Below are 25774 nucleotides of genomic sequence, written 5' to 3'. Positions count from 1 at the left end.
CTCTCGCCTATCCATTCCAGAAGGAGCAGTACGTGTCCGTGCAGGAAGTCAGCTACGACCGCGCAATCGAACTGGCCGGTGTCGGCCGGTTCGACGAGGCGCTGGACATCGCCGGCCAGTTGTCGGAGGCCCGGCCCGAAGTGGTCGATTTCATTACGCTGCGCGCACGGCTGCACTTCGACAAAGGCGACGCGCAAGCGGCCTTCGCCGTGCTCGACGACGCCCTGGCGCGGCTGGACTCTCTGGGGCTGGCGGCGCCGCACCGCTGGGCCTCGCGCGGGGTGATCGCGCATCGCTACGGCGCCATGCTGATGAGCCTGGGCCGCGACGGCGAGGCGTTGCCGTGGCTGCATGAGGCCGCGCGGCGCAACGGCCTGCTGTCAGGCGAATGGGCGGCCCATTTCCACGCGGGACTGGCGTGCTACCGGCTTGGCGACCTGGCTGGCGCTGGCCGTTTCTGGCATGACCTGCTGTACCGGGCCCCGGACCTCGGCGCCGAAGACATTCTTGCGCTCGTACACGACGCGATCGCACGGGCCGAAGCCGCCGGCCAGCCGGTCGAGCCCATGATGCGTGTCTGCCTTGGCCGCATCGCGCTCGACAACCCCGACTTGCTGGAGCTCGAGCCGGACGCCGCCGACGCGCTTGCGGCCGAGCAGGCCGGCATGGTGCTGGCGCAGGCGCCCGAACATCCGCAGGCTCGCCGCCTGCGCGCACCGTTGCGCTTCGGCACGGGCGACACGGAAGGCGCCCAGGATGACTTGGCCGTGTACCTGCGCCAGTGCCCGGATCCGCAGACCCAGGTACGCGCCATGGCGTGGCGCCACCAGGCCGCGCGGGCCCCGCACTCCGCTACGCAAGGAGCCGATGCCCAGCCCTGGCTCAAATTCAGCCTGACCACGCAATCCGACGACGGCGCCGGCTACTACCGCGCCGCCACCGCGCTGGGCGAGTTCATCGACCAGGTGCCGCAGTCCGAAGCCGCGCTGCGCCCGCGCCTGGTGGAGGCCTGCCAGCTTGGCGTGGCGCGCTTCGAAGCATACTTTGCGACCGGGGAAGGCGACGCCGACGGCCACGGCGGCAATGCCGATCCGCACGTGTATTCGCTGCTGTGCCGCCTGCTTGCGCGCAGCCTGCCGGCTGAAGCGGGCAACCTGGAGACGCGCATTGCCCTGCACCACAAGGGCATGGCGGCGAGCGAGTTCATCGACCACTGGATCGACCTGCTCGACTGCCACGCCGGCGCGAACCAGCACCAGAAGGTGGTGGAACTGGCGGGCGAGGTACTGAACCGCTATCCGCTGGAGCGCAATCCTGCCGACGTGACCTGGGCGTTCAGCCGCCTGATCGCCGCCTGGAAGGCCATTGGCGGCGCCGAGGCAGGCGAGGCGGCCGGCGCGGCCATGTCGCATATGGACGCCCGGCTCGACGCGCTGCCGGTCGAGGCGCGCAGCGAAGCCGCGCACCCGATGGCGCATGCTCGTGCCCACTACGCCGCTCTGGTGCAAGCCCGCATGGATGGCATGGACCAGCACGACCGCACCGACGCAATCGCCGAGATCGACGCCCTGCAGCGCCGTGCGCTGCTCGTGGAGGATGCGTGGCTTTTCAACCGCTTTGGCTTGATCTGGCGCGACGTGGGCGACCACGAGCGCGCGCTGCCACTGTTCGAACAGGCCATCGAAATGACCGAGGGCGATGCCTGGGACCAGGCCGCGCCGCGGGTCCAGCGCGCGTTGATCCACAACGCCGCCGCACGCCACGACGCCGCGCTGGTGGACTTCGTCGCCGCGTTTGCGGTCCGTGACGACTGGGATGCCGAAACCTGGCTGCATGCCGTGGAATCGGCGGTCGGCCTCGGGCAGCGCGAGACCGCGCTGGGCTATTTCGACAAGGCCCGTGCCGCCGGGGCCGGCGAAGGTCGCACACGCGGCCTGAACGCGAAGGTCGAGGCGGCCCTGCGGACCACGCGCCCCAAGTGGAAGCTCTGGGGCGTCTGACCCGACAGACCTCCCCAAATTGCGGAAAATCCCGCATCGAGAAACGCCATAGAACAAGATGGCGTTTTTTCTTGAAAGTTAGAGTCAGAAGTTGGCGCATTCAGTGCGGTGTCAGACAATCACCGACAAGGAATGTCATGTGCTTCCATTACCATGTCACGCATGAATGGACTGAGCCAACTTTTCCCGTCACTTCCGCTCGCGCCTGGCGGCCTGTTCTGGGTGGGCCTGGCGCTGATCGGCGCGGGCCTGGCCGGCGAGGTAAGCCGCCGCTGGCTGCGCTGCCCGCGCATTGTCGGCTATGCCGCCGCGGGCCTGTGCGCCGGCATGCTCGGGCGCAGCATCGTCGACGACAACATGATCGCTCAGACCCGTATCCTGATCGATATGGCGCTGGCACTGGCCCTGTTCGAACTTGGACACCGTCTGTCGTTAACCTGGCTGCGCGCCAACCGTTGGCTGCTGCTGACGAGCGCGTTCGAAAGCGTGCTGACCTGGGGCCTTGTCGCCGCCGTGCTGCAATGGATGGGGGCCTCGCCGGGCATTGCGATCCTGGCAGGGGGCATCGCGGTCAGCACTTCGCCGACGATCGTGCTGCAGCTCAAGAACGAATTGCGCGCCGAGGGCCAGGTGACCGAGCGTCTGCTTGCCATGGCCGCGCTCAACAGCATCTATGCCGCCGTGATCGTGCAGGTGGCCACCGGCTGGCTGCATTCGGAGTACGGCAACCTGGGCGCGGCGCTGCTGCATCCGCTCTACTTGCTGATCGGTTCCTGCCTGCTGGCCTGGGTGGTGGGCAAGGTTGGCCACGCCATCTATGGCCGGATGTCGGTGGACGATCACTACAGCTTCCTGGTGCTGGTGGGCCTGGTGCTGTTCACGCTGGCGCTGACCCGGGTACTAAAATTGTCGATGCCGATCACGCTGTTGCTGGCCGGCGTGGTGTTCAAGCACGAGGACAGCCAGCCGCACGTGTGGCCGACGCATTTCGGCAGTGCCGGCAGCCTGCTGATCATCGTCATGGTGGTGTCGCTGGGCCTGCCGCTCACGGGGCATGACTGGGTGGTCGGCGGCGTCTATGCTGTAGTGCTGGTGTTGCTCCGCCACCTTGCCAAGTTGGCGGGAGTGGTGTCGCTGGGATCGTTCTCTGGCCTGAGCCTGCGCCAATGCGTGGCGCTCGGGCTCGCGCTGGCGCCCATGTCGGGCCTGGCATACCTGTTGATGAACGATGTCGCGCGCCTGTATCCGGGTACCGGTGAACCGTTGGCCGCCATCATCCTGTGCGCGCTGGCCATCGAGCAACTGCTGGGCCCGGTGCTGGCGGCCTGGGCACTGCGGTTTGCCGGCGAAGTCCGTGCCGACCTGCGCAGCAATGGAGGAGGGCGCTGATGTCGCTCGAACCTTTCAAGCATTCCGAGGCGCTGACCTTCGGCGTCGAGCTGGAGCTGCAGCTCGTCAACCGGCACGACTACGACCTGGCGCCGTTCGCGCCCGACCTGCTGCGTGCGTTGAAGGGTGCCCAGCATGCCGGCGACATCAAGCCGGAGATCAGCCCGTCGATGATCGAGATCAGCACGGGCATCTGCCACACGTATGACCAGGCGGTGGAAGAACTGACCACCATGCGAGACCTGATGTCGGCGGCCTCGCGTGCGCTCAACATCGGCATCAGCGGCGGCGGCACGCACCCGTTCCAGCAGTGGGCCGACCGCATCATTTCCGATTCGCCGCGCTACCAGTACATCTCGGAACTGTATGGCTACCTGGCCAAGCAGTTCACGGTATTCGGCCAGCATGTCCATATCGGCTGCCCGACTGCCGATGAATCGCTGTTCCTGCTGCACGCTATCGGCCGCTACGTGCCGCACTTTGTCGCGCTCGCTGCATCGTCCCCCTATGTGCAGGGCGTTGATACCGGCTTTGCTTCGGCGCGCCTGAACTCGGTCGCGGCCTTCCCGATGAGCGGGCGCGCGCCGTTCCTGCTCACGTGGGACGCCTTCACCGCCTATTTCGAGAAGATGCGCAATACGGGCGTGATCGAGAGCATGAAGGATTTCTACTGGGATATCCGTCCGAAGCCGGAATTCGGCACGATCGAAGTGCGCGTCATGGATACGCCGCTGACCGTGGGGCGTGCCTGCGATATCGCCGCGTATATCCAGATGCTGGCGCGCTACCTGCTGCTGTCGCGCCCGTTCATGCCACAGGAAGACGACTACCTGGTCTACACCTTCAACCGCTTCCAGGCCTGCCGCTTCGGCCTGGAGGGCGAATACGTGCATCCCAACGAACTGACGCGCCAGCCGATCGCCGAGCATATCCTGTCGATCTGCGACGCGCTGGTGCCCCATGCCGAGGCCTTGGGTTCGCTGCAGGCGCTGGCCAATATCCGTGCGCTGGCCGAGCGCCGCGACGGAGACGCCGAATGGCTGCGCCAGGTCGACGCCGACGCCCGCAGCCAGCGCGAAACCGTGCGCCAGGCCTGCGAACGCTGGGCGGCCTGACGCCGCCCGAGGCGCCTATTTCACTGAGTAGCCGCGCCCTTGCATGCACGCGCCCCAGGCCTGGTAGTAGCTCGACATAGCCTGGCCGGTATTGGCTGCCGCCTGCTCGTTGGCGGCATTCGCCTGCCGGCGCGATTGCCGATGGGCGACGCCGCCCGCCACCGTGCCAACCGCCGCACCCTTGCCGGCATCGCCGGCGATCGCTCCCACTGCGGCGCCTGCCGCAGCACCGCGCACGCGCTGGCCACTTTGCGCCTGAGCCGGCGGTGGCGCGGCAGCGGCCTGCGCCGGGTCGACGCCGGTCTGCTGCTTGGCCCAGCTGTAACAAGCGCCATCGTCGCTGGATTGCTGCTGCTGGCTCTGTCCCTTGGCGGGATACGCCATCGGCTTTTGCTGCGCCTGGACCGGTGCTATGGCCAGCGCAGACAGCATCGCCGCCAGCACTCCCCATCCACGACGTGCATTCTTGTCAGGCTTCATGGCGAAATCCCCTGTGAGTCGGCCGGCGCGCTACATGTGCCGCACCGCACCGCAGCGCGCCGGGCGCCGATAGCGGTGGAGAACTCAGTATTGCAGCGGGTGGCGAGAAGTCAATTCAGAGTTTTTGGCGGGCCGCGCAGACCGGTTCATGCGTCAGGCGCCGTGGGGCACGCTTTCGCCATCGCGCAGCCCGAGCCGCTTGTTGGCCGGCACCGCCACGTCGATCAGCTTGGGACGCGGCAGGTTAAGGTTGCGCATCATCTCGATGAACTCGTCGCGCGTGCGTCCGGCCACGCGGCTGTTGTTCGCGCGCTCCTGCGCGATCGTCGACGAGGTGCGGCCCTTGTAGTCATGCGCGGGGTAGACCAGCGTGTCGTCGGGCAGCGCGAACAGCTTGCGCGTCAGGCTGTCGTACAGCGTGCCGGCATCGCCCGACTGGAAATCGGTGCGCCCGCAGCCATCGATTAGCAGCGCGTCGCCGGTGAAGACGCGGCGCACCGGGCCGTTCGGCGTGGGCTCTTCCCACAGGTAGCTCATGCTGCCGGCGGTATGGCCCGGCGTGTGGATGGCGCGCAGCATTTGCGTGCCGAAGGCGAGGGTATCGCCGTCGATCAGCTGCTTCTGCGCGGAACGGATGTCGCATCCGGATGGCGCGGCGGTATGCGCACCGGTCTGCATGGCGACGTGGCCGGCCGAGGTGATGTGGTCGGCATGGGCATGCGTTTCAACCACCCATGCCAGGCTGGCGCCGGCCTCGCGCAGCACTGCCATGTCGCGGTCGAGCTGGTGGTCGACCGGATCGATCAGCACGGCGTCGCGCGTGGCGGCGTCGATCAGCAGGTAGGTGAAGGTCGACGAGGTTTCGTCGAACAACTGGAAGAAGGTTTGCATGGCCGCCTCGCTTTTTGCTCTGGTTCTGGCAGGCGCCTGCGGTGGCGCCATGGGGAGACTGGCGCCATGATACGCCGCGGCGGCCTCAGCATTCCACGATATTCACCGCTAGTCCGCCGCGCGCCGTTTCCTTGTATTTGGTCTTCATGTCGGCGCCGGTTTCGCGCATGGTCTTGATCACCGAGTCGAGCGATACGTAGTGCGTGCCGTCCCCCCGCAAGGCCATGCGCGCGGCGTTCACCGCCTTGACGGAGGCCATGGCATTGCGCTCGATGCACGGGATCTGCACCAGCCCGCCGACCGGATCGCATGTGAGGCCCAGGTTGTGCTCCATGCCGATCTCGGCGGCGTTCTCGACCTGCTCGGGCGTGCCGCCCAGCACCGCCGCGAGCGCGCCGGCCGCCATCGAGCAGGCCACGCCGACTTCGCCCTGGCAGCCGACTTCGGCGCCCGAGATCGACGCGTTGAGCTTGTAGAGCAGGCCGATCGCGCCGGCGGTGAGCAGGAAATCCACCACGCCCTGCGCGTTGGCGCCGGGAACGAAGCGGTCGTAGTAATGCAGCACGGCCGGGATGATGCCGGCCGCGCCGTTGGTCGGCGCCGTCACCACGCGGCCGCCAGCGGCGTTTTCCTCGTTGACGGCCATGGCGTAGAGGTTGACCCAGTCCATCACGGAGAGCGGGTCGGACAGCGTGCGTTCGGCGCGCTCGGTCAGGCTGCGGAACAGCTCCGGCGCACGGCGGCGGACCTTGAACGGGCCGGGCAGCTCGCCGTCGGTGCGGCAGCCGCGTGCGACGCAGGCCTGCATCACGTCCCAGATATGAAGCAGCCCGGCGGTGACGTCTTCCTCGCTGCGCCAGGTAAGTTCGTTCTCCATCATCAGGCGCGCGATGCTCTTGCCGCTATTGCTCGCCATTTCGAGCATGTCCTTGCCGCTGCGGAACGGATGCGGCAGCTGCTGCGCAGCGTTGAGCACCTGTGTATTGGGCGCGCCTGCGGTAACGACGAAGCCGCCGCCCACCGACAGGTAACGTGCCTCGCGCAGCGACTCGCCCTGCGCGTCCAGGGCGTGGAATTTCATGCCGTTCGGGTGCTCGGCCATGGCCTCGCGGCGGTAGAACGCGATGTGTTCCTTCTCGACGAACGGGATCGGGTGGCGGCCCAGCAGCGACAGCGTGCGGCTCGCGCGCAGCGCTTTGAGCCGGCTGTCGATGGTGTCGGGATCGATGGTATCGGGCGCCTCGCCCATCAGGCCCAGCATCACGCCCTTGTCGGTGCCGTGGCCCTTGCCGGTCGCGCCGAGCGAGCCATACAGCTCCACGCGCACGCTGGCGACCTGCGGCAGCACGCCGTCACGCTCCAGGCCCTGCGCGAACATCAGGGCGGCGCGCATCGGGCCCACGGTGTGCGAACTCGACGGGCCGATACCCACCTTGAACAGATCGAAGACGCTGACTGCCACAGAGCACTCCTGAAGTCACTTGCCGCCTGCGCATGGCAAGCGGCCGTTATGGGATCAAACGACGGGGATCAAACGACGGGTTCAAACGTCGTCGTCCTTGCCGACCTGGCTCCAGACCGACGCCGCCGTCCTGGGCGGCGGGCCGTCGGCCGGCTGCTGGCGCAGCTTGACCGAAACCGTGCCGTCCGTTTCCAGGATGGCGAAATGCACGTCGGCCATGCTGGTGCTGCCGGCGTGGCGCAACACCTTGTTGAGGTCGTCCACGCTGATGCGCTGGTTGCGCATCACGTCTTGCAGCAGTTTGCCGTCATGGATCAGGAACTGCGGGCGGCCTTCCACGAGGTTCTCAAGCTTGCGGCTGCGCCAGGTCAGATAGGCGAGCCCGGCATTGGCGCCCACAAGCGTGACGGCCAGGATCAGCCCGGCGGTCACCGAGTTGTCCCCGGCGTTCATGGCGTTCTGCACGGCGTTGGACAGCACCAGCAGCAACACCAGGTCGAATGGCGTGAGCTGGCCGATCTGGCGCTTGCCGGACATCCGCAGCAAAGCCAGCACCGAGCCATACACGATCAACCCGCGCAGTACGAACTCCCACCAGGGCGCACTGAGATTCCACATGAAGCCTCCGCTGTGCTGATGGCGCCCCGACGCGCGGCGCCTCCAAGTTCAGCATAGCGCGCCTGCCGGCCGACCGGAACCGGGCGCCAGGCGCTGGACGGCCTCAATCCACGGCTCAGTCCTCGGCGTACTCGCTCATCGGCACGCAGCTGCAGAACAAGTTGCGGTCGCCGTAGACGTTGTCGGCGCGGCCGACGGGCGGCCAGTACTTCTGCGTGCGCAGCGATGCCACCGGATAGGCCGCCTCTTCGCGCGTGTACTGGTGCGTCCACTCGTTGGCCGTGACCACCGCCGCGGTGTGCGGGGCGTGCTTGAGCGGGTTGTCGTCGCGGTCGAAGGTGCCGTCGGCGACGCGGCCGATTTCCTGGCGGATGGCGATCATCGCGTCGATAAAGCGGTCCAGCTCGTGCAGGGCCTCGCTCTCGGTCGGCTCGATCATCAGCGTGCCCGGCACCGGGAAGCTCATGGTCGGGGCGTGGAAGCCGTAGTCCATAAGGCGCTTGGCCACGTCTTCGTTGCTGATGCCGGTGTCCTTCTGCAGCGGGCGCAGGTCCAGGATGCATTCGTGCGCCACCAGGTCGTGCTGGCCCGTGTACAGCACCGGGTAGTACGGCGACAGCCGCTTGGCGACATAGTTGGCGGTCAGGATGGCGTTCTCGGTGGCGGCGGTGAGGCCGGCCGAGCCCATCATGGCGATGTACATCCACGAGATCGGCAGGATGCTGGCCGAGCCGAACGGCGCGGCCGATACGCCGCCGATGCCGTTGTCGTCGCGGCGATAGCCCACGCTGTCCTGGTTCGGCAGGAAGTCGGCCAGGTGCGCGCCGACCGCCACGGGGCCCACGCCGGGGCCGCCGCCGCCGTGCGGGATGCAGAAGGTCTTGTGCAGGTTCAGGTGCGAAACGTCGCCGCCGAACTGGCCCGGCGCGGCGGTGCCGACCATCGCGTTCATGTTGGCGCCGTCGACATAGACCTGGCCGCCGTGCTGGTGCACGATCTCGCAGATCTGCTGCACGCCCTGCTCGAACACGCCGTGCGTGGACGGGTAGGTGATCATGATGGCCGCCAGGTTCTTGCTGTGCTGCTCGGCCTTCTTCGCCAGGTCCCCCAGGTCGACGTTGCCGTTCTCGTCACAGGCCACTACCACCACCTTCATGCCGGCCATCTGCGCCGACGCCGGGTTGGTGCCATGCGCCGACGACGGGATCAGGCAGATGTCGCGATGGCTTTCGCCGCGGCTGGCGTGGTAGGCGTGGATGATCAGCAGGCCCGCGTATTCGCCTTGCGAGCCGGCGTTCGGCTGCAGGCTCACGGCGGCGTAGCCGGTGGCCGCGCACAGCATGGCCTCGAGCTGGTCGATCATCTCGCGGTAGCCGACCGTCTGGTCCAGCGGCGCGAACGGGTGGATCTGGCTGAATTCGGGCCAGGTCACCGGAATCATCTCGCTGGTGGCGTTCAGCTTCATCGTGCACGAGCCCAGCGGGATCATGGTGCGGTCCAGCGCCAGGTCCTTGTCGGCCAGCATGCGCAGGTAGCGCAGCATCTCATGCTCGGCGTGGTGCGTGTTGAACACCGGGTGTGTCAGGTATTCGCTGGTGCGCGCAAGGCCGGCCGGGAAAGCGTCGTCGGCCGCGGCTTCGATCGCGTCGAACGTCAGCGATGCCGGCAGCGGCTTGCCGAACGAGAAGATCTCCCACAGCGCCACGACGTCGTCGCGCGTGGCGGTCTCGTCGAGCGACACGCCGATGCGCGTCGCGCCGGCATGGCGCAGGTTGATGCCGCGCGCGGTCGCGGCGGCGTGGATCGCCTCAGTGTTGAAGCCGGTTTCGAACGTCAGCGTGTCGAAGAACGTCGCGTTGGTGCGCGTAAATCCGAGCGTCTGCAGGCCGGCGGCCAGCGTGGCCGTCAGGCGATGCACGCGCTGCGCGATGCGCTTGAGGCCTTGCGGACCGTGGTACACGGCGTACATCGACGCCATCACGGCCAGCAGCACCTGCGCGGTGCAGATATTGGAGGTCGCCTTCTCGCGGCGGATATGCTGCTCGCGCGTCTGCAGGGCCAGGCGGTAGGCCTTGTTGCCCTGCGCGTCGATGGTCACGCCGACCAGGCGGCCCGGCATCGAGCGCTTGAACGCCTCCTTCACCGCCATGTAGCCGGCGTGCGGGCCGCCGAAGCCGAGCGGCACGCCAAAGCGCTGCGAGTTGCCCACGGCCACGTCGGCGCCCCATTCGCCAGGCGCGGCAATTAGCGTCAGCGCCAGCAGGTCGGCGGCAGCCACCACCAGGCCGCCCGCGGCGTGCACGGCGTCAGCAATGGCGCGGTAGTCGGTCACGTCACCGTTGACGCCCGGGTACTGCAGCAGCACGCCGAACGCGTGGGCCGAAGCGGCGTCGGCAGCCGGGCCGACCTTTACTTCGATGCCCAGCGGCTTGGCGCGCGTGCGTACCACTTCCAGCGTCTGCGGCAGGACGTCGTCGGCCACGTAGAAGGTGTTCGACGCGTGCTTGTTCACGCGCTGCAGCAGCGTCATGGCTTCGGCCGCGGCGGTGCCTTCGTCCAGCATCGACGCGTTGGCGATGTCCAGGCCGGTCAGGTCCGTGACCATCTGCTGGAAGTTCAGCATGGCTTCCAGGCGGCCTTGCGAGATCTCGGGCTGGTAGGGCGTATACGCGGTGTACCAGGCCGGGTTCTCGAAGATATTGCGCAGGACCACGGCCGGGGTCAGCGTGTTGTAGTAGCCCTGGCCGATAAAGCTCTTCAGGACCTTGTTCTTGCCTGCCAGCTTGCGCAGCTTCGCCAGCGCGGCTTCCTCGGCCAGCGGCTCGGTGAATTCGCCCATCGGCATGCCGTCGCGGCGGCGGATGGCTTCGGGAATCACGGCGTCGATCAGCGCGGCGCGGCTGTTGTAGCCGAGCACCTTGAGCATGTGCTGCTGTTCGGGCGTATCGGGGCCGATATGGCGGGAGGCGAAGGCGTCGCGCGCCTCCAGTGCGGCCAGCGTGGGCCGGTTACCTTGGGCGGCGGTCATGGGAAGCGGGGCGTTCATGGCAAGAACCTCGTTGGGGGCGCGGTGGCAGGTGGTCAGCCATGCCGCCGCGCATCAATACAGTGGCCGGCCCGCGCGGGGCCGGCTGGCTGGCGTCAGGCGCCGACGCTGGCCTTGTAGGCGTCGGCCGACATCAGGCCGTTGACGTCGTCGCTGTTGGCCGGCTTGATCTTGAACAGCCACGCGTCGAAGGCGTTGGCGTTCACGCTTTCCGGCGCGGCCGTGGCGGCCTCGTTGACGGCGATGATTTCGCCGGCCACCGGGGCGTAGATGTCGGAAGCGGCCTTCACCGATTCCACCACGGCGAGCGCGTCGCCGGCGCCGACCGACTTGCCCACTTCGGGCAGTTCCAGGAAGACGATATCGCCCAGCGCGTCCTGCGCGTGGTCGGTGATGCCGATGGTCAGGGTGCCGTCGGCTTCGACGCGCACCCACTCGTGCGACTCGGTGTATTTCAGGTCAGCGGGGAAATTCATGAGGGTTCTCCGGATTCAGATTTGTTCTTGGTTCAGGCGCCTGCCATCGGTCGATGGGCCAGGCGCGATGGGCGACCGTTGAGGTGGGCCGGGGCGTTACCGCCTCAGCTCACGAGTGCCTTGCCATTACGCACAAACGGCAGTTTAACCACAGTCGCCGCGAGTTTGCGGTCGCGGATCTCCACCTGCACGGTGTCGCCCACCGCCACGCCCATCGGCAGGCGCGCGAAAGCGATCGACTGCGACAGGGACGGGCTGAAGGTGCCGCTGGTGATTTCGCCATCACCGGCAGCGGTGAGGACCTTCTGGTGCGCGCGCAGCACGCCGCCTTTGTCGCGCAGGATCAGGCCGGCGAACTGCTGGCGCTGGCCGGCGGCGGCGAGCGCCGCCTTGCCGGTGAAATCGCGCTCGCTCAGCAGGTCCACGGTCCAGGCCAGGCCCGCGTCCAGCGGCGAGGTATTGATATCCATGTCCTGGCCGTACAGGTTCATGCCGGCTTCCAGGCGCAGCGTGTCGCGTGCGCCGAGACCGGCGGGGCGCACGCCTGCGGCGTCGAGCTTCTCCCACACCGCGGCAACGTTCTCGGCCGGCACCACGAGTTCGAAGCCGTCCTCACCGGTGTAGCCGGTGCGCGCGACCATGATCTCGCCGATGGCAGGATCCTGGACCACGATGGCGTTGAAGGGCTTGAGGGCGTCGGATGGCTGGGTGGACGGGAAGGCGCTCCATACCTTGGTGCGGGCGTTCGGGCCCTGCACGGCGACGATGGCGAGCGGCAGCGTGCCGGCTGGCGCTACGTCGTCACGGCGCGGGGTGATCGTCACGCCGCTGCCGGTGGCGTCATTGCGCGCGCGGATCCATTCGATATCGCCCAGCGCGGTACTGGCGTTGACCACCAGGCGGAAGCGGTCCTCGGCGAAGAAATAGACGATCAGGTCATCGATCACGCCACCTTTCTCGTCGAGCATGCAGGAGTACAGCGCCTTGCCGGGCGTCTGCAGCTTGTCGACGTTGTTGGCCAGCAGGCCGCGCAGGAAGGTGCGGGTGTTCGGACCGGCGAGGTCGACGACGCACATATGCGACACGTCGAACATGCCCGCGTCGGTGCGCACGGCGTGGTGTTCCTCGATCTGGGAGCCATAGTTGACCGGCATGTCCCAGCCGCCGAAATCGACCATGCGGGCGCCGAGGGCGCGGTGGATAGCGTTGAGGGGCGTGGCCTGGAGCGTCATGGGAATCCTCGGGGGCAATCTCGGTTTCGAAAACGAAAAAGGGTCATCCGCCGCAGCGCTTGCTTCGCTCGAATAGCGTCGCAATCCGCTGCCGCGGATGACCCCTCTGTCCTCGATACCTGAGAGATTACGAGGTCGCCCCGCCTAGCAGGTCCGATCCTCGCGCGCCCCTTCGGTGGGCACGCTCGCCATGGCTGGCGGGTGCCGCTCTCCAGAGTGCGGCATGCATCGTGTGCATGTTGCATGCCGATCCGAACGGTCCATGGTGCCTGAGAGTTTTCGGGTGATACCCCTTCGGCGGCGCAACGGGTGCGCGCTCTCCCGGTCGGATGCGCGCAATGTACGGGAGGGTCCTGCCTTTGTCAACGCGGCAGGCCCGCCCGTTATTGCCGTAAGCGATTGCCTCAGCGCCGATCAGCGGTGGTGGTGATTATCGTCCGTCACGACGTTACCGACCACGCCGCCAAGCGCGGCGCCGCCGAGCGTACCGACCGCACTACCGTTGGTGAGCACGGCACCGCCGACGCCACCGGCCGCGGCGCCGATTGCGGTATTGCGTTGCTTGGGCGTCATATCGGAACAGCCGCCCACCAGGGCAGCTACCGCAACGCCTACCAGTGTCGCCTTGCCAAGGGCTCGTAGAGTTCTCATGATTGGCTCCGGAAGTGACTTCAATGGGCCCGGGGCAGATCGGAATCCACCCCGCCATACCGATTAGAAGCCGCGATATGCCGCAGGTTTTGGCTCTTACCAAGTGTTACTTCAGTAATATCCGCAGCAAGAAAATAGCGATTTCCGCTGACAGAACGGCCCTGCCGGGCGTGTTAACATGGCCGGCTTCGCGCCGGCCGCCGGCATGCTGCGGCATGTTGCGTACCAGGCGCCTCCGCCGCCCTCCGACGCACCTTCCACGCCAGACATCCCACGCATGACCCACGGCCTGAACGCTGCCCAATCCGAAGCCGTCCGCTACCTGGACGGGCCCTGCCTCGTCCTTGCCGGCGCGGGTTCGGGCAAGACCCGCGTGATCACGCAGAAGATCGCGCACCTGATCGAAGACAAGGGCTTCGAGCCGCGCCATATCGCCGCCGTCACGTTTACGAACAAGGCGGCCAAGGAGATGCAGGAGCGCATCGGCAAGCTGATGGAGGGCAAGACCTCGCGCGAGGGCAAGCGCCTGCCGCTCAAGCAGCTCACGGTGTGCACGTTCCACTCGCTAGGCGTGCAGATCCTGCGCCTGGAAGCCGAGCATGTGGGCCTGAAGCCGCAGTTCTCGATCATGGATTCGGACGATTGCTTCGGCCTGATCCAGGAGCAGCTCGGCACCACCGACAAGAAGCTGATCCGCAGCGTGCAGGGCACCATCTCGCTGTGGAAGAACGGCATGGTCGACCCGGAAGCCGCCATCGCGCAGGCCGCCAACGCCGACGAACACCAGGCGGCGCTGGTCTATCGCAACTACGTGGCCACCCTGCATGCTTACCAGGCCGTGGATTTCGACGACCTGATCCGCCTGCCCGCCGAACTCTTCGCGCGCAATGAAACGGTGCAGCTCAAGTGGCAGAACCGCCTGCGCTATTTCCTGGTCGACGAATACCAGGACACCAACGCGTGCCAGTACCAGCTGCTCAAGCTGCTCGCGGGTGGCTCGCACCTGCGCGCGCCGGCGTTCACGGCGGTGGGCGACGACGACCAGGCCATCTACGGGTGGCGCGGCGCCACGCTGGACAACCTGCGCCTGTTGCAGACCGATTTCCCTGACCTCAAGGTCGTCAAGCTGGAGCAAAACTACCGCTCCACGGTGCGCATCCTGGAGGCGGCCAACGCGGTCATCGCCAACAACCCGAAGCTGTTCGACAAGAAGCTGTGGAGCGAGCACGGCATGGGCGACCCGATCGCCATCCATCCGATGAACGACGAGGAGCACGAGGCCGAGTCCGTCGTGTTCCGCCTGTCCGCCCACAAGTTCGAGCGCCGCGCGCAGTTCCGCGACTACGCCATCCTGTACCGCGGCAACCACCAGGCGCGGCTCTTCGAGCAGATCCTGCGGCGCGAGCGCATTCCGTATGTGCTGTCCGGCGGCCAGAGCTTCTTCGACAAGGCCGAGATCAAGGACATCTGCGCGTACCTGCGGCTGATCGCCAACCCCGACGATGATCCCGCCTTCATCCGCGCCATCACCACGCCGCGCCGCGGCATCGGCAACACCACGCTGGAAGTGCTGGGCACGTTCGCGGGGCAGGCCAAGGTGTCGCTGTTCGAGGCCGCCATGATGGGGGGCATCGAAGCCAGGCTGCAGCCGCGCCAACTCGAGCCGCTGCGCGTGTTCTGCGAATCGATGGTGCGCCTGGCCGATCGCGCGACCAAGGATCCGGCCAGCGTGGTGCTGGACGACATGATGGAAGGCATCCACTACGAGGCCTACCTGTATGACTCGTTCGATGAGCGCCAGGCCCAGTCGCGCTGGACCAATACGCTCGAGTTCCTCGAATGGCTCAAGCGCAAGGGCACGCGGCCCGAGCCGGAGGGCGAGGGCAAAGCCACCGGCTTCGACAATGCGGATGGCTTCGGCAGTGAAGGCAAGAACCTGCTTGAACTGACGCAGACCGTGGCGCTGATGAGCATGCTGGAGGGGCGCGAGGAAGACCCCGACGCAGTGCGGCTTTCGACGCTGCATGCCTCGAAAGGCCTGGAGTATCCGCACGTGTTCCTGGTCGGCGTGGAAGAGGGCATCCTGCCCCACTGCCGCGAAGACGAGGACATGGCCGACGAGAAAATCGAAGAGGAGCGCCGCCTGATGTACGTGGGCATCACGCGCGCCCAGCGCAGCCTGCATATCAGCTGGTGCAAGAAGCGCAAGCGCGCGCGGGAGACCTATTCCTGCGAACCGTCGCGCTTTATCGGCGAGATGAAGCTGGAAGAAGCGCCCCCGCCGAAGGACGAGATGCCGGCGATGAGTCCCAAGGACCGGCTTGGCGCGCTGAAGGCCTTGCTTGGCAATGGCGGCAAGACGGCGCCCGGTTGAGTGCTGCGTGAGGCCGTGGACGATGCACGCCGCGGCGTGAAGCCGGCGGCCTGCGCGCGCGCCTGGACCTACCGCGTGCCTGAAGCAGCAAGCTGCACGTAGCGCGAGCCGCGCTGCCCCTGCGTGAAATCGAGCGTGAAGTCGCCCACATCGACGCGAGCTTGCAGCGCGCGCCGCAATTCCACAGCGCCATTGCCGCGCCACGCACCCAGTGCGCGCACCAGCCAGGCGGCGCCGATATAGCCGGCAATGGTCGCGGGCGAGGGCGGCTCGTCAAGGTATTGCTTCATGCGGGCCACGTGCTCCTTGACCACGCGCAGCGTGGCGGCCTGCGGTCCGGGCGCAACCTGCGTCAGCACCATGCCGCCCGGATAGCCCGCGCCGAGCACTTCGCGCGCCACAGTTGGGCTGACCGCGGACAAGCCGACCAGGAATCCGTACCAGCCTTGAGCGGCCAGGGCCCGGCCCAGGCTCGCATAGGCCAGCGTGTCACCCGCCACGATCACGGCACCGGGCCGTTGCGCCGCGATGGTGCGCGCGGCGGCGTCCGCGTTGCCGCCCAGCGGCACCGCGCGGGTGCCCATCGTGGATTCGAGCGCCCCCAGCCACGCGGCGCCGTTGCCGGTAGCGGAGGCGGCGAACTCCGCCGAGACCGCCAGCGCCACCCGTGTCAGCCCGTAGTCGCGCAGTTGCTTCACGGCGGTGTCGAGTTCGGCCTGGTAGTCGGCGCGCGTGAACCAGACGTTGTCCGCGTTCAGGGCCAGGCCCGAGAGCGGCGCCACGATCTGCACGCCGCGCCGGTGCAGTTCGGGCGAGGCCGCAAGGGCCGGCAACAGCCGGTCGCCGGGGCCGAACAGCAGTTCGGCATGCTCGCTATCGGCAAGCAATAGTGCCTGCGTGAGCGCCGCGCGCGGATCGGCATCTGCGTCGCGCACGACATGCGCAATCCGCACCGGACCACCGGCGGCGTTGGCCGCGTTGAACATGACCTTGGCGCCGGCCAGGTAGTCACGCGCCAGGTCGGCCTGGGCGCCGCTTCGGTCGAGCAGATGGCCGACCACGACGGTGCGCCGCGTCGGCGCCTGGGCCAGGGCCAGCGGCGCGGCGGCCAGTCCGCCAAGTGCGGTCATCAGCTGGCGGCGGCGCGGGGAGGGGGGCGGCGTTTCGCCGCGCAGCGATGGGTACGACAAACAAGGCAGGATCGAGGGCATGGAAAGGGGATGGCTGGCTGTCCGGGCGGTGGCTGCCGGAGATGCGGGGCGCAGCGTATCCGGCACGTGTGACAGAACTGTGACGAAATACCCCCGCCGACGAGGGGGGCGGGCCGTGCCATGCGACCGTCGAGCTTGACGCGCGTCAATTCCTTACCGGCGTCGGGGAACTAGCATGAGTCGTCAAACTCGCCGGTCAGTCCGCCCCCATGCACACGCTCACCACGCCATCCGCGGCCATCGATCGCCGCGCCCTCTCCGATTTCCGCGCGCTGGCCGGCCGCATCGACGGCAACGGCCCGCGCTACACGTCCTACCCGACGGCCGACCGCTTCCATGGCGGCCTTGATGAATCGGCCTACCACGCCGCGCTGGCGGACTGCCGCGCCGCCGCGCCGGCACCATTGTCGCTGTATCTGCACATCCCGTTCTGCGAGAACATCTGCTACTACTGCGGCTGCAACAAGGTCATCACGCGCGATCACGGGCGAAGCGCCAAGTACGTGAGCTACCTTGGCCGGGAAATGGCGCTGACGGCTGCGCACCTGGGCGGCCGCAGGCAGGTGCTCCAATCGCACTGGGGTGGCGGCACGCCGACCTTCCTGAACCCGGCCGAGATGCGACGCGTGATGGCATCGCTGCACGAGCATTTCGACCTGCCGGCCGACGGCGAGCACTCGATCGAGATCGATCCGCGCCGTGTCGACTACGAACGCATGGCGTTGCTCGCCGAACTCGGCTTCAACCGCGTCAGCCTGGGGGTGCAGGATTTCGACCCGGAAGTCCAGCAGGCCATCCACCGCATCCAGCCGTTCGAGGAAACCCGCGCGGTGGTCGACGCCTCGCGCAAACTGGGGTTCCGGTCGGTCAGCCTGGACCTGATCTACGGGCTGCCGCACCAGACCACGGCGCGCTTCAACGCTACCGTGGAGCGGGTGTTGACACTGCGGCCAGACCGGCTCTCCGTCTATAGCTACGCGCACCTGCCGCATGTCTTCAAGCCACAGCGGCGCATCGACGAAAACGCATTGCCGAGCGCGGGCGAGAAGCTCGATATCCTGGTCTCCACGATCGAACGCCTGACTGCCGCCGGCTACGTCTACATCGGCATGGACCACTTCGCGCTGCCCGACGACGACCTCGCCGTGGCCCAGCGCGAGGGCCGGCTGCAGCGCAATTTCCAGGGCTATTCGACACATGCCGGCTATGACCAGCTCGGCTTCGGCATTTCCGCGATCGGTGCCGTGGCGGGGCGCTACGTGCAGAGCGCGCGCACGCTCGACGATTACTACGCCGCAATCGACGCCGGCCGGCTGCCGGTCATGCGGGGCTTCACGATGGAAGACGACGATCACCTGCGCCGCGAGATCATCGGGGCGCTGATGTGCAATGGCGTGCTCGACATCGCGCAGATCGAGGCACGCCATGGCATCGATTTCGCAGGCAGGTTTGCCGCCGAACTTGCCGATCTCGACCGGCTCGGCGCCGACGGCCTGGTTCGTCGCGAGCCGGGCCGCATCGAGGTCACCATGCTGGGCCGCCTGCTCGTGCGCCGCGTTGCCATGGTGTTCGACCGTTACCTGCGCGAAGACGCTGCCAGGCCGCCCGTTGCCCCGCCGTCAGCCAATGACGGCGCCCAGCCGGTGCGGTTCGTGCCGCGATATTCCCGCGTGGTCTGATCCGGAGGCGCCGGTCCCGGCGCGCAACCAACAGGCGAAAAAAAGCCCGCGATCCAGTCGCGGGCTTTTTATGTCTGTGCGGCCGGTGTTACTTGGCGGCGCTGGCCATGTAGTCGGCGGCGGCGAGCACATCGGCGTCGGGGCCGGCATAGCCGCCCTTCGGCGGCATCACGCCCTTGCCCTTCAGCGCGTAGTTGTGGACGGCGTCCATGCCTTCCTTCAGGCGCGGCGCCCAGGCGGCCTTGTCGCCGAACTTGGGAGCCCCGGCAACGCCGGCGGCGTGGCAAGCGGCGCAAACCTGGTCATAGACCTTCTTGCCCACTTCGGCGGAAGCCGCGGCAGGTGCTGCGGCCGGAGCCGGCGCAGCGGCAGCGGGCGCGGGCGCCGCTGCAGGAGCCGGAGCGGCGGCGGCAGCCGGAGCGGCACCGGCATCCGATGCCGCGGCGGTGGCCGGAGCAGCGGCGGCAGGGGCCGGAGGCTCGGGGAACTTGGCGCCACCGGCGTCAGCCATGTAGACCACGGCGCGGCCCAGTTCGTAGTCGGAGTAGTCGTCCGGCGTGGTGCCGGCGCGCGGCTGCATGGCACCCTTGCCGTGCAGCACCGAGCTCAGCAGGCCATCGAAGCCCTGGCCGATGCGGCTGGCCCAGTCGCCCGCGTTGCTGTACTTCGGCGCGCCCGCAGCGCCCGTGGCGTGGCACGCTGCGCAGACTTCCTTGTAGACCTGCTCGCCGGTCTTGAAGACGCGCGGTGCGTTGGCGTCCTTGATCTCGAGCGAAGCGACCGGCTTGATGCGGTCATTGATGGCTTCCGCCGTGGTGACCGAACCGGCACCTTCCTTGGAGCCGTGGCCGACAAAATTGACCAGCAGGATGATCACGATGATCGGGACCAGGAACGCAGCGATCACCACTGCGATCAGCTGCTTCGGCGTCTTGATGGGAGACTCGTGTTCGTCGTGTTGGTGTTGGACGTCGCTCATACAGAACTCTCAGTTTTGCAGGAAACCTTCAGCCGCTCACGCTCGGCTTGATTTATCGGGCCCTTGAACGTCTGGGTCCTTCTGATTGCGTGGTTCAGTACTGTCCCCCGTTTGCCAACGCGGTGCCGCTGCGTCTTGACGGAAATAGCTCGCGATTATAGCCCCAAAGGCCTCATGGCTGGGCCGAAAGAGACGGTTCCGAGACGTTGGGCGATGTCCCCGGATTCGCGCGCATGGACGCCTCAGCGCAAACGCGGTATCCTATGCGACTTCCCAGCGGCGGCATTCGCCCGCCGCACCGGTTGCACCCGTGGCAGACCCTGCCGCCAGTGCCAGACCACTTTCCGCGCGCCCGTAGCTCAATGGATAGAGTACTGCCCTCCGAAGGCAGGGGTTGCTGGTTCGATCCCAGCCGGGCGCGCCAAATTTCCCGAAATGACTCGCTGCGTTCCGGCTGGCATTCCGCCTCCAGGCCGACAGCGCCTTGGCAAGCACCGAATCGAAGCGCTCCCGTTTATGACACTTTCCGCAAGGTGCTTAATTCCGTCCTAAGGATGTTTCAATTGTCTTCACAAGGGGGCGGACTTAGAGTGCCACTGAGGCCTCTCCCTGCAGAACGCTCCCCGTTTCTGACAGGACATTTGGAAAGCGCGGCATGTCCGCGCTTCTTTTTTGTCTCTTGCCTCTGCGGAGGGGTGTCGCCGCCGCCCCCTGTGCAGGAATATGCCGGTTGGCGTGCGGCGCGGCGATTCTCGTGGCTGGCTCGATGCGGGCTTGCGTGTAGGACGGCGCCGGATACCCAGGCGGCCGTCAATGCGCCAAGACTTCCAGTTGTCCCAGGGGCGGAGACCACCATGGCGAGCAAGATTTCCCCCGTCGTTGCCGCGCACGAGCGGATGCCGGCCGGTTCGGAAGCCGGTGACGATCAAGGGCCGGCCGAGCCGCAAGGCAGGACGGCGTGGATCGAGAACGACGATCTGCTGGAGCGGATGCAGTGGATGTGCGCCTCCAACCGCCGCGTGGTCGAGCGCAGCGAGCAGTTGGTGACCGAGAGCATCCGGCTGCTGGCACGGATCGGTTACCGCTGAGCAGCGACAAGGGGCCCGACGCGCCGCGCGCGGACAGGAAGAATCGCCGCAGCGACCGACTGTGCCGTGGCCGGACGGTGGCCCGCCCCGGCGGTCAGTACCGCTGCTGCTCGTTGCGCCCCTTGATATTGCCTGCCACACCGCCCGCCACCGCGCCGATGGCCGCGCCGGTCCAGCCGCTGCCGCCTGCGATGGCCGCAATGCCCGCGCCGGCGGCGGCACCGATGGCAGCCCCCGAAACCGTACCTTGCTGCTGCGGCGTCATGCCGGTGCATGCGGTCACGCTGGCCACCGCCAGCGCCGCGCCGATCCATTGAAGTCGTTTCATGGCCTCGCCTTATTTCTTGACCTGCAGTCCAGGCACCACCATCTCGAACCAGATGGTTTCGAGCACCGGCCGCTGCAGGCGGTCGGGGTGGGCGGCATACCAGCGGTCCAGGCCGTCACGGACCGAGTCCAGCGTTTGGCCTTTCAGGCCCCGCGCCAGGCGCGGCACGATGGTCTGCGAGTCCGGCGGGACATTGCCGGCGTGGTAGGCGACATCGACCTGCACCACATTGGCGATGCCGACCAGATAGGCCTTCTTCATCTGCTCCGTCGACTCTGTCCACTGCTTGCCCGTTACGAGCGGAACCTCGTCCGCGCTGGCCACGCCGGATGCCATGGCCAGCGCCATGCACGCGGCGGCGGTCCATGCGTGCAGCTTCTGCCTGGTTGTCATTGCACACTCCCGTGCGGACCAGGTGCGCGGCGGTCCGCCTTACCGTCGCGCCTGGTTCCGGGCAGCGGGTGCCGGTTGGCGCGCTTTCATATTAGTCGCTATTCCAGTGACCGGTACGCCGCCGTGCAACGGTGCCCGGCAGCGCCGGCGGCCGAAAACTTTCATATCACCGACTGCGTCCACGTCGCCTATGTGCTGATAGATTCGCCTGATTCGGCGTATTCGATCGGGGAGGGCGAGACATGGCACGCACTGCGCGGACAGCACTGCGGGCACGGATCCGGCGTATCGCAGGCCCGGGCCTGGCGGCCCTCGCTTTGGCGCTGTCCGCAAGCGGCAGCGCCGCATCGCCGCTGGACCTGCCCGGCTCGCTGCCCAATATGGTTGGCATCGGCGTGGGCTCGACCACCGAGTTCGCCGGTGGCAAGGACCGCACCATCGGGGTCGTGCCCGGCGTGCGCTACGTGACCCCGGGCGGCCGGCTGCTCGAATGGTACGGCCCTTACGCGCAATTCAACTTCGGCGGGCTGACCGGCTGGCAGTGGGGGCCCGCGGTGTCGCTGCGCCTGGGGCGCAGCGGTGTCGACGACCCGGTGGTGTCGCGCATCCACGAGATCGACACGACCGTCGAGGCCGGCGGCTGGTTCGGCTACGAGTACCTGCACGAAGGCGCGATCCCGTTCCGGCTGCGCGGCGGCATCAACGTGATGACGAATGCGGGCATCGTTTACGGCGGCGCGCGCGTCAGCGCCAACGCCTCGGCGTGGGTGCCGATGCATCGACGCGTCTATGCCGGCGTCGGCCTCGGTGCGAGCTGGGTCAGCGACAGCTTCAACCGTACCTATTTCGGCGTGACCGACGGCGATGCGGCCGCCAGCGGGCTGCCGGCCTACAACCCCGGGGGCGGGCTGGAGCAGTACACCGGCTGGCTCGCGCTGCTCTACCAGATCGACAGGAACTGGTATGCCGGGGCCATGGTTTATGCGCAGCGGCTGGCCGGCGACGCGGCCGACAGTCCCATCGTTGCCCAGCGCGGCACGCGCAACCAGATCACCTATGGCGTGGGCCTGGGCTACACGTGGCGCTAGCGCCGGACACGTGTCGCGCCTGCAACAGGTTGTCCATCCTTGCCGAGACGAGGGGGCGTCACACCCGGCATCGTTTTGGCGCGCTGGCGCGGCTGCCGGAACCCGCGCCGTGCATCACGGTTGAAACACTTCTGCCTGATTGTGGGAAGGCCTTTGCGCGCACGCATCGCAATACGTCTCCAGTCGGTGCGTCGGCGCACATGGCGCGCAATTTGCGTCGCTGAACCCCTGGACGGGCCGCCATCGCCCGCTTTCCCCTGCGCATGGCGGCCCCGTGATGTCGATGCGGAGGTTCGCCATGCCTGCACTGTCGAAAGACCTGCTTGCGTCACTGCGCACGGCCGTGCGCGGCAAGGTACTGCTGTCCGGCGAGCCCGGCTACGACGAATCGCGCACGATCTGGAATGCCATGGTGGACAAGCGCCCCGCCGTGGTGGTGCAGTGCGCCGGGGTTGCCGACATCGCGGCAGCCGTGGCCTTTGCGCGTGACAACGGCCTGCTGCTCGCGGTGCGCGGCGGTGGCCACAATATTGCCGGCAAGGCGCTCTGCGATGACGGCGTCGTCATCGATCTGTCCGCCATGCGCGCCGTTCATATCGACACCGGCACACGGCGCGCCTGGGTGGAGCCTGGCGCGCTGCTGGCCGACTTCGACCACGAGGCCCAGGCTTGTGGGCTGGCGACGCCGCTGGGCATCAACTCGACCACGGGCGTGGCCGGGCTGACGCTTGGCGGCGGCTTCGGCTGGCTCACGCGCAAGTACGGCATGACTGTGGATAACCTGCTGTCGGCGCAAGTCGTGACCGCCGATGGCCAGCGCCTCCACGCGAGCGAGCAGGCCCACTCCGACCTGTTCTGGGCCCTGCGCGGCGGCGGCGGCAACTTCGGCGTGGTGACGCTGTTCGAATTCCGGCTGCACGCTGTCGGACCGCAGATCCTGGCCGGCCTGCTGGTGTTTCCCGCCGCGCAGGGGCGCGCTGTGCTCAGCCAGTACCGGGTGTTCACCGAAGCCATGCCGGAGGACCTCAATATCTGGGTCGTGCTGCGCAAGGCGCCGCCGCTGCCGTTCCTGCCGACCGCCGCCCACGGCACCGACGTGGTGGTGCTGGCGGTGTTCTACGCGGGCGATCCGGCGCAGGGCGAGCCACTGCTGGCGCCGTTGCGCAGCTTTGGCACCGTGCTCGGCGAGCACACGGGCGCCATGCCTTACGTGGCCTGGCAGCAGGCATTCGACCCGCTGCTGGCGCCGGGCGCGCGCAACTACTGGAAATCGCACAACTTCACGCAGCTGCCGGACGAAGCCATCGATGCCATGATCGATTACTCCGGCCGCCTGCCTTCGCCGCACTCCGAGATCTTCATCGGGCAGGTCGGCGGGCGGGCCAACAGCGTTGCCGCGGATGCCACGGCCTACCACCACCGGGATGCGCGCTATGTCATGAACGTCCATACGCGATGGGAAAGTCCCGCCGAGGACGCAGCCTGCGTGGCCTGGGCGCGCGACTTCTTCCGCGCCACCGAGCCCTATGCGACCGGCGGCGTGTACGTGAACTTCCTGACCGAGGATGAAGCCGGCCGCATCAGCGCGGCCTATGGGCCCAATTTCGAGCGCCTGGCTCGCATCAAGCAGAAGTACGACCCGGACAACCTGTTCCGCGTGAACCAGAACATCGCGCCGGCTGCATAGCCGCATTGCCCGGACATGCGCCTTGTTATGATGCGCGCATGTCCGGCGAATTCCTCATCCCCCACCACGAGTACGACATCACCGCGATCCGCGCGCAAGGCGCGGGGGGGCAGAACATCAACAAGGTGTCCAACGCGGTGCACCTGCGCTACGACGTGAACGCGTCCTCGCTCGCGCCGGACCACAAGGCGCGCCTGCTGCAGCTGCATGACCACCGCATCACGCGTGATGGCGTGGTGGTCATCAAGGCGCAGCAGCATCGCAGCCTTGAACTGAACCGCGACGATGCCATCCGGCGGCTGCACGAACTGGTAGCCAGCGTGGCGACACCGCCACGCACGCGCCGCCCGACCCGCCCGACGCTCGCTTCGCGCAAACGTCGCCTGGAAGGCAAGAGCCAGCGCAGCCAGGTGAAAGCGCTGCGCGGACGCGTCACGGAGTAAGCTCGGGCAGTTCGCTGCACGCGTGCGCCATGGCAGCGACGGGCCGCCGATAGGCCGGGAAATAGCCATGGAGATCGCCGGTCGAAGCGATGCGCCCCGCCGAGAGCGACTGGTAGGCCTGCCGGTTGACGACCACGCGCTGCGTGCGGAACACATGCGTGTCGGGCGAAAATCCGCGCTTGAATTCGTGCAGCGAGTCCGCCGCGGAGCCAAGGCCACCGCCAAGGTGCAGCCGCGAGAAGCCATGCATGCGGCCCCATTCGCGGGCGGTGTGGATGATGATCTTGGTCGGCTGGCGGTGGCGGTAGTCCCAGTCGGACCCGGACAGGTGGTATTGCATGATGCCCGAGCGCCGCGACAGCGTGAACAGGGCGCCGCCGATGACTTCGTCCGCTTCCTCCGCCACCATCAGCAGCAGGTCGTCGCCGAGCTCTTCCACCAGGGAACGGTAGTACTGCACGTCGAAAAAGTAGTACTCCGCCGCACCGCGGCGCGTCATGGTCTCGTTGTAGAGGTCGATGAAGCATGACAGCGCGTCAAAGTCGCGGTCCAGCCGCACCGTCACGCCTGCGCGCCGGGCGCGGTTGATGCCGAGCTTGTGGCGTGACTGCGTTTCCTGCCAGTGCTTTTCGGGCGCCTTGGTCAGGTCGATCGACACGGTCTGGCCCTGCTCGAGCACAAGCCCCAGCGAACTTTTCCATTGCGCATTGAGCAGCGGGTGCAGCCGCAGGAACCAAGACACGCAGCCGGCTTCGCGCAGCATCGCTACCGCGGCGCAGAATGCCGCATCCGCGAAATTCGCCGGCGCCCCGGTGCTCACGAGCGGGCCACCATAGCCGTAGGCCGAGGTGGCGTCCCACAGATCCCCGATGATGGGGCGACGGATGTACGGAACCAGCAATTCATGGTCGCCATCCGTCGCATGCAAGGCGAACGCCTGGCCGCGCTCGCTGTTCTGCGCCGTCTTCATCCACGCCGGCGTGTGATAGCAATCGTGGCTACAGCGCTCCAGGGCGGCGCGCCACGCGGTACTGTTCGTGTCCAACAGCTTCGCTTGCATCTCTTGCCCCCTGACAGGATGCCTGCGATGTCCGCCCCGGGTGCCGTCGTGGCATTCCCGGACGGATCGCAGCGATGGATCGGA

The 25774-nt window shown here is 67.4% G+C and carries 22 protein-coding genes, 1 tRNA gene and 2 riboswitches; of the genes, 10 read left to right on the top strand and 13 right to left on the bottom strand.

All coding sequences use genetic code 11. The features are described from left to right. The first annotated feature begins 32 nt into the window (after positions 1-32). The 3 genes from AC3FKG_RS10650 (at position 33) to AC3FKG_RS10640 (ending at position 4504) form a co-directional block, all read left to right on the top strand. Positions 33-2000 (top strand): tetratricopeptide repeat protein, encoded by a 1968-nt coding sequence (locus AC3FKG_RS10650; protein WP_488743031.1) that lies wholly within the window; start codon positions 33-35, stop codon positions 1998-2000. Between the two features lie 153 nt (positions 2001-2153). Then, on the top strand, positions 2154-3389 hold the full coding sequence (locus tag AC3FKG_RS10645) for a cation:proton antiporter (RefSeq protein WP_488743030.1): 1236 nt from the start codon (positions 2154-2156) through the stop codon (positions 3387-3389). Beyond that, positions 3389-4504, top strand: coding sequence for a YbdK family carboxylate-amine ligase (locus AC3FKG_RS10640; RefSeq protein WP_488743029.1), 1116 nt, complete (start codon positions 3389-3391; stop codon positions 4502-4504). Before AC3FKG_RS10645 ends, AC3FKG_RS10640 begins: the two co-directional genes overlap by 1 nt. A 15-nt stretch (positions 4505-4519) precedes the next feature. Here AC3FKG_RS10640 and AC3FKG_RS10635 read toward each other — a convergent pair whose 3' ends face one another. The 8 genes from AC3FKG_RS10635 to AC3FKG_RS10600 form a co-directional block, all read right to left on the bottom strand. Next, the gene (locus AC3FKG_RS10635; RefSeq protein ID WP_483709817.1) at positions 4520-4984 is read right to left on the bottom strand and encodes a hypothetical protein; all 465 of its coding nucleotides are present in this window, start codon (positions 4982-4984) and stop codon (positions 4520-4522) included. Positions 4985-5137: 153 nt separating this feature from the next. After that, entirely contained in the window at positions 5138-5875 is a 738-nt protein-coding gene (locus AC3FKG_RS10630) for an MBL fold metallo-hydrolase (RefSeq protein ID WP_483709816.1), read from the bottom strand. Between the two features lie 85 nt (positions 5876-5960). Then, on the bottom strand, positions 5961-7337 hold the full coding sequence (locus AC3FKG_RS10625; protein WP_483709815.1) for an L-serine ammonia-lyase: 1377 nt from the start codon (positions 7335-7337) through the stop codon (positions 5961-5963). Positions 7338-7418: 81 nt separating this feature from the next. Beyond that, entirely contained in the window at positions 7419-7955 is a 537-nt protein-coding gene (locus AC3FKG_RS10620) for a DUF421 domain-containing protein (protein WP_488743028.1), read from the bottom strand. A gap of 115 nt (positions 7956-8070) precedes the next feature. After that, positions 8071-11001, bottom strand: coding sequence for an aminomethyl-transferring glycine dehydrogenase (gene gcvP, locus AC3FKG_RS10615; protein ID WP_488743027.1), 2931 nt, complete (start codon positions 10999-11001; stop codon positions 8071-8073). A gap of 95 nt (positions 11002-11096) precedes the next feature. Then, positions 11097-11477, bottom strand: coding sequence for a glycine cleavage system protein GcvH (gcvH, locus tag AC3FKG_RS10610; protein WP_483709811.1), 381 nt, complete (start codon positions 11475-11477; stop codon positions 11097-11099). Positions 11478-11581: 104 nt separating this feature from the next. Further along, positions 11582-12709 carry a glycine cleavage system aminomethyltransferase GcvT gene (gene gcvT, locus AC3FKG_RS10605; protein WP_483709810.1) on the bottom strand — a complete coding sequence of 376 codons (1128 nt, stop codon included), beginning with the start codon at positions 12707-12709 and terminating at the stop codon, positions 11582-11584. A 96-nt stretch (positions 12710-12805) separates the two neighbouring features. After that, positions 12806-12934: riboswitch (glycine riboswitch) on the bottom strand. Between the two features lie 21 nt (positions 12935-12955). Further along, positions 12956-13043, bottom strand: a riboswitch (glycine riboswitch). Between the two features lie 80 nt (positions 13044-13123). After that, positions 13124-13360, bottom strand: coding sequence for a YMGG-like glycine zipper-containing protein (locus tag AC3FKG_RS10600; RefSeq protein ID WP_488743026.1), 237 nt, complete (start codon positions 13358-13360; stop codon positions 13124-13126). A gap of 277 nt (positions 13361-13637) precedes the next feature. On the opposite strand from AC3FKG_RS10600, the gene AC3FKG_RS10595 reads away from it, so the two are divergent. After that, positions 13638-15734, top strand: coding sequence for a UvrD-helicase domain-containing protein (locus AC3FKG_RS10595; RefSeq protein WP_488743025.1), 2097 nt, complete (start codon positions 13638-13640; stop codon positions 15732-15734). Between the two features lie 68 nt (positions 15735-15802). Here the strand turns inward: AC3FKG_RS10595 and AC3FKG_RS10590 are convergent, their stop codons facing one another. Then, complete coding sequence (locus AC3FKG_RS10590; protein ID WP_488743024.1) at positions 15803-16945, bottom strand: ABC transporter substrate-binding protein; 1143 nt, start codon at positions 16943-16945, stop codon at positions 15803-15805. Between the two features lie 209 nt (positions 16946-17154). On the opposite strand from AC3FKG_RS10590, the gene hemN reads away from it, so the two are divergent. Further along, entirely contained in the window at positions 17155-18624 is a 1470-nt protein-coding gene (gene hemN / locus AC3FKG_RS10585; RefSeq protein ID WP_488743023.1) for an oxygen-independent coproporphyrinogen III oxidase, read from the top strand. Between the two features lie 88 nt (positions 18625-18712). Here hemN and AC3FKG_RS10580 read toward each other — a convergent pair whose 3' ends face one another. Next, positions 18713-19603 carry a c-type cytochrome gene (locus AC3FKG_RS10580; protein WP_483709805.1) on the bottom strand — a complete coding sequence of 297 codons (891 nt, stop codon included), beginning with the start codon at positions 19601-19603 and terminating at the stop codon, positions 18713-18715. A 348-nt stretch (positions 19604-19951) separates the two neighbouring features. Between AC3FKG_RS10580 and AC3FKG_RS10575 the strand changes: the two genes are divergently transcribed. Then, positions 19952-20027, top strand: a tRNA-Arg gene (locus tag AC3FKG_RS10575). 430 nt (positions 20028-20457) lie between these two features. Continuing rightward, on the top strand, positions 20458-20691 hold the full coding sequence (locus AC3FKG_RS10570) for a hypothetical protein (RefSeq protein WP_488743022.1): 234 nt from the start codon (positions 20458-20460) through the stop codon (positions 20689-20691). A gap of 94 nt (positions 20692-20785) precedes the next feature. On the opposite strand, the gene AC3FKG_RS10565 is transcribed toward AC3FKG_RS10570, so the two are convergent. Both AC3FKG_RS10565 and AC3FKG_RS10560 read right to left on the bottom strand, forming a co-directional pair. Further along, on the bottom strand, positions 20786-21019 hold the full coding sequence (locus AC3FKG_RS10565) for a YMGG-like glycine zipper-containing protein (protein WP_483709803.1): 234 nt from the start codon (positions 21017-21019) through the stop codon (positions 20786-20788). Between the two features lie 9 nt (positions 21020-21028). Then, positions 21029-21412, bottom strand: coding sequence for a hypothetical protein (locus tag AC3FKG_RS10560; RefSeq protein WP_488743021.1), 384 nt, complete (start codon positions 21410-21412; stop codon positions 21029-21031). A gap of 242 nt (positions 21413-21654) precedes the next feature. On the opposite strand from AC3FKG_RS10560, the gene AC3FKG_RS10555 reads away from it, so the two are divergent. The 3 genes from AC3FKG_RS10555 to arfB all read left to right on the top strand — a co-directional run bounded on the left by AC3FKG_RS10555 (position 21655) and on the right by arfB (position 24630). Further along, the gene (locus tag AC3FKG_RS10555) at positions 21655-22500 is read left to right on the top strand and encodes a MipA/OmpV family protein (protein ID WP_488743020.1); all 846 of its coding nucleotides are present in this window, start codon (positions 21655-21657) and stop codon (positions 22498-22500) included. 298 nt (positions 22501-22798) lie between these two features. Continuing rightward, entirely contained in the window at positions 22799-24187 is a 1389-nt protein-coding gene (locus tag AC3FKG_RS10550) for an FAD-binding oxidoreductase (protein WP_488743019.1), read from the top strand. A gap of 38 nt (positions 24188-24225) precedes the next feature. Continuing rightward, the gene (arfB, locus tag AC3FKG_RS10545) at positions 24226-24630 is read left to right on the top strand and encodes an alternative ribosome rescue aminoacyl-tRNA hydrolase ArfB (RefSeq protein ID WP_483709798.1); all 405 of its coding nucleotides are present in this window, start codon (positions 24226-24228) and stop codon (positions 24628-24630) included. On the opposite strand, the gene AC3FKG_RS10540 is transcribed toward arfB, so the two are convergent. Further along, positions 24620-25675: a GNAT family N-acetyltransferase gene (locus tag AC3FKG_RS10540; protein ID WP_488743018.1), complete on the bottom strand. Its 1056-nt coding sequence runs from the start codon at positions 25673-25675 to the stop codon at positions 24620-24622. The genes arfB and AC3FKG_RS10540 overlap by 11 nt on opposite strands. Between the last annotated feature and the right edge of the window lie 99 nt (positions 25676-25774).

The sequence above is a fragment of the Cupriavidus sp. 22TCCZM04-2 genome, assembly GCF_057798895.1.
Note: the sequence above shows the minus strand (reverse complement) of the source record. Positions and strands in the feature narration are given on the sequence as shown.

Coding starts and splice junctions, on each gene's coding strand:
- AC3FKG_RS10645 (WP_488743030.1), top strand. CDS start 2,154: ATGTCACGCATGAATGGACTGAGCCAACTTTTCCCGTCACTTCCGCTC.
- AC3FKG_RS10640 (WP_488743029.1), top strand. CDS start 3,389: ATGTCGCTCGAACCTTTCAAGCATTCCGAGGCGCTGACCTTCGGCGTC.
- AC3FKG_RS10635 (WP_483709817.1), bottom strand. CDS start 4,984: ATGAAGCCTGACAAGAATGCACGTCGTGGATGGGGAGTGCTGGCGGCG.
- AC3FKG_RS10630 (WP_483709816.1), bottom strand. CDS start 5,875: ATGCAAACCTTCTTCCAGTTGTTCGACGAAACCTCGTCGACCTTCACC.
- AC3FKG_RS10620 (WP_488743028.1), bottom strand. CDS start 7,955: ATGTGGAATCTCAGTGCGCCCTGGTGGGAGTTCGTACTGCGCGGGTTG.
- gcvP (WP_488743027.1), bottom strand. CDS start 11,001: ATGAACGCCCCGCTTCCCATGACCGCCGCCCAAGGTAACCGGCCCACG.
- gcvH (WP_483709811.1), bottom strand. CDS start 11,477: ATGAATTTCCCCGCTGACCTGAAATACACCGAGTCGCACGAGTGGGTG.
- gcvT (WP_483709810.1), bottom strand. CDS start 12,709: ATGACGCTCCAGGCCACGCCCCTCAACGCTATCCACCGCGCCCTCGGC.
- AC3FKG_RS10600 (WP_488743026.1), bottom strand. CDS start 13,360: ATGAGAACTCTACGAGCCCTTGGCAAGGCGACACTGGTAGGCGTTGCG.
- AC3FKG_RS10595 (WP_488743025.1), top strand. CDS start 13,638: ATGACCCACGGCCTGAACGCTGCCCAATCCGAAGCCGTCCGCTACCTG.
- AC3FKG_RS10590 (WP_488743024.1), bottom strand. CDS start 16,945: ATGCCCTCGATCCTGCCTTGTTTGTCGTACCCATCGCTGCGCGGCGAA.
- hemN (WP_488743023.1), top strand. CDS start 17,155: ATGCACACGCTCACCACGCCATCCGCGGCCATCGATCGCCGCGCCCTC.
- AC3FKG_RS10580 (WP_483709805.1), bottom strand. CDS start 19,603: ATGAGCGACGTCCAACACCAACACGACGAACACGAGTCTCCCATCAAG.
- AC3FKG_RS10570 (WP_488743022.1), top strand. CDS start 20,458: ATGGCGAGCAAGATTTCCCCCGTCGTTGCCGCGCACGAGCGGATGCCG.
- AC3FKG_RS10565 (WP_483709803.1), bottom strand. CDS start 21,019: ATGAAACGACTTCAATGGATCGGCGCGGCGCTGGCGGTGGCCAGCGTG.
- AC3FKG_RS10560 (WP_488743021.1), bottom strand. CDS start 21,412: ATGACAACCAGGCAGAAGCTGCACGCATGGACCGCCGCCGCGTGCATG.
- AC3FKG_RS10555 (WP_488743020.1), top strand. CDS start 21,655: ATGGCACGCACTGCGCGGACAGCACTGCGGGCACGGATCCGGCGTATC.
- AC3FKG_RS10550 (WP_488743019.1), top strand. CDS start 22,799: ATGCCTGCACTGTCGAAAGACCTGCTTGCGTCACTGCGCACGGCCGTG.
- arfB (WP_483709798.1), top strand. CDS start 24,226: ATGTCCGGCGAATTCCTCATCCCCCACCACGAGTACGACATCACCGCG.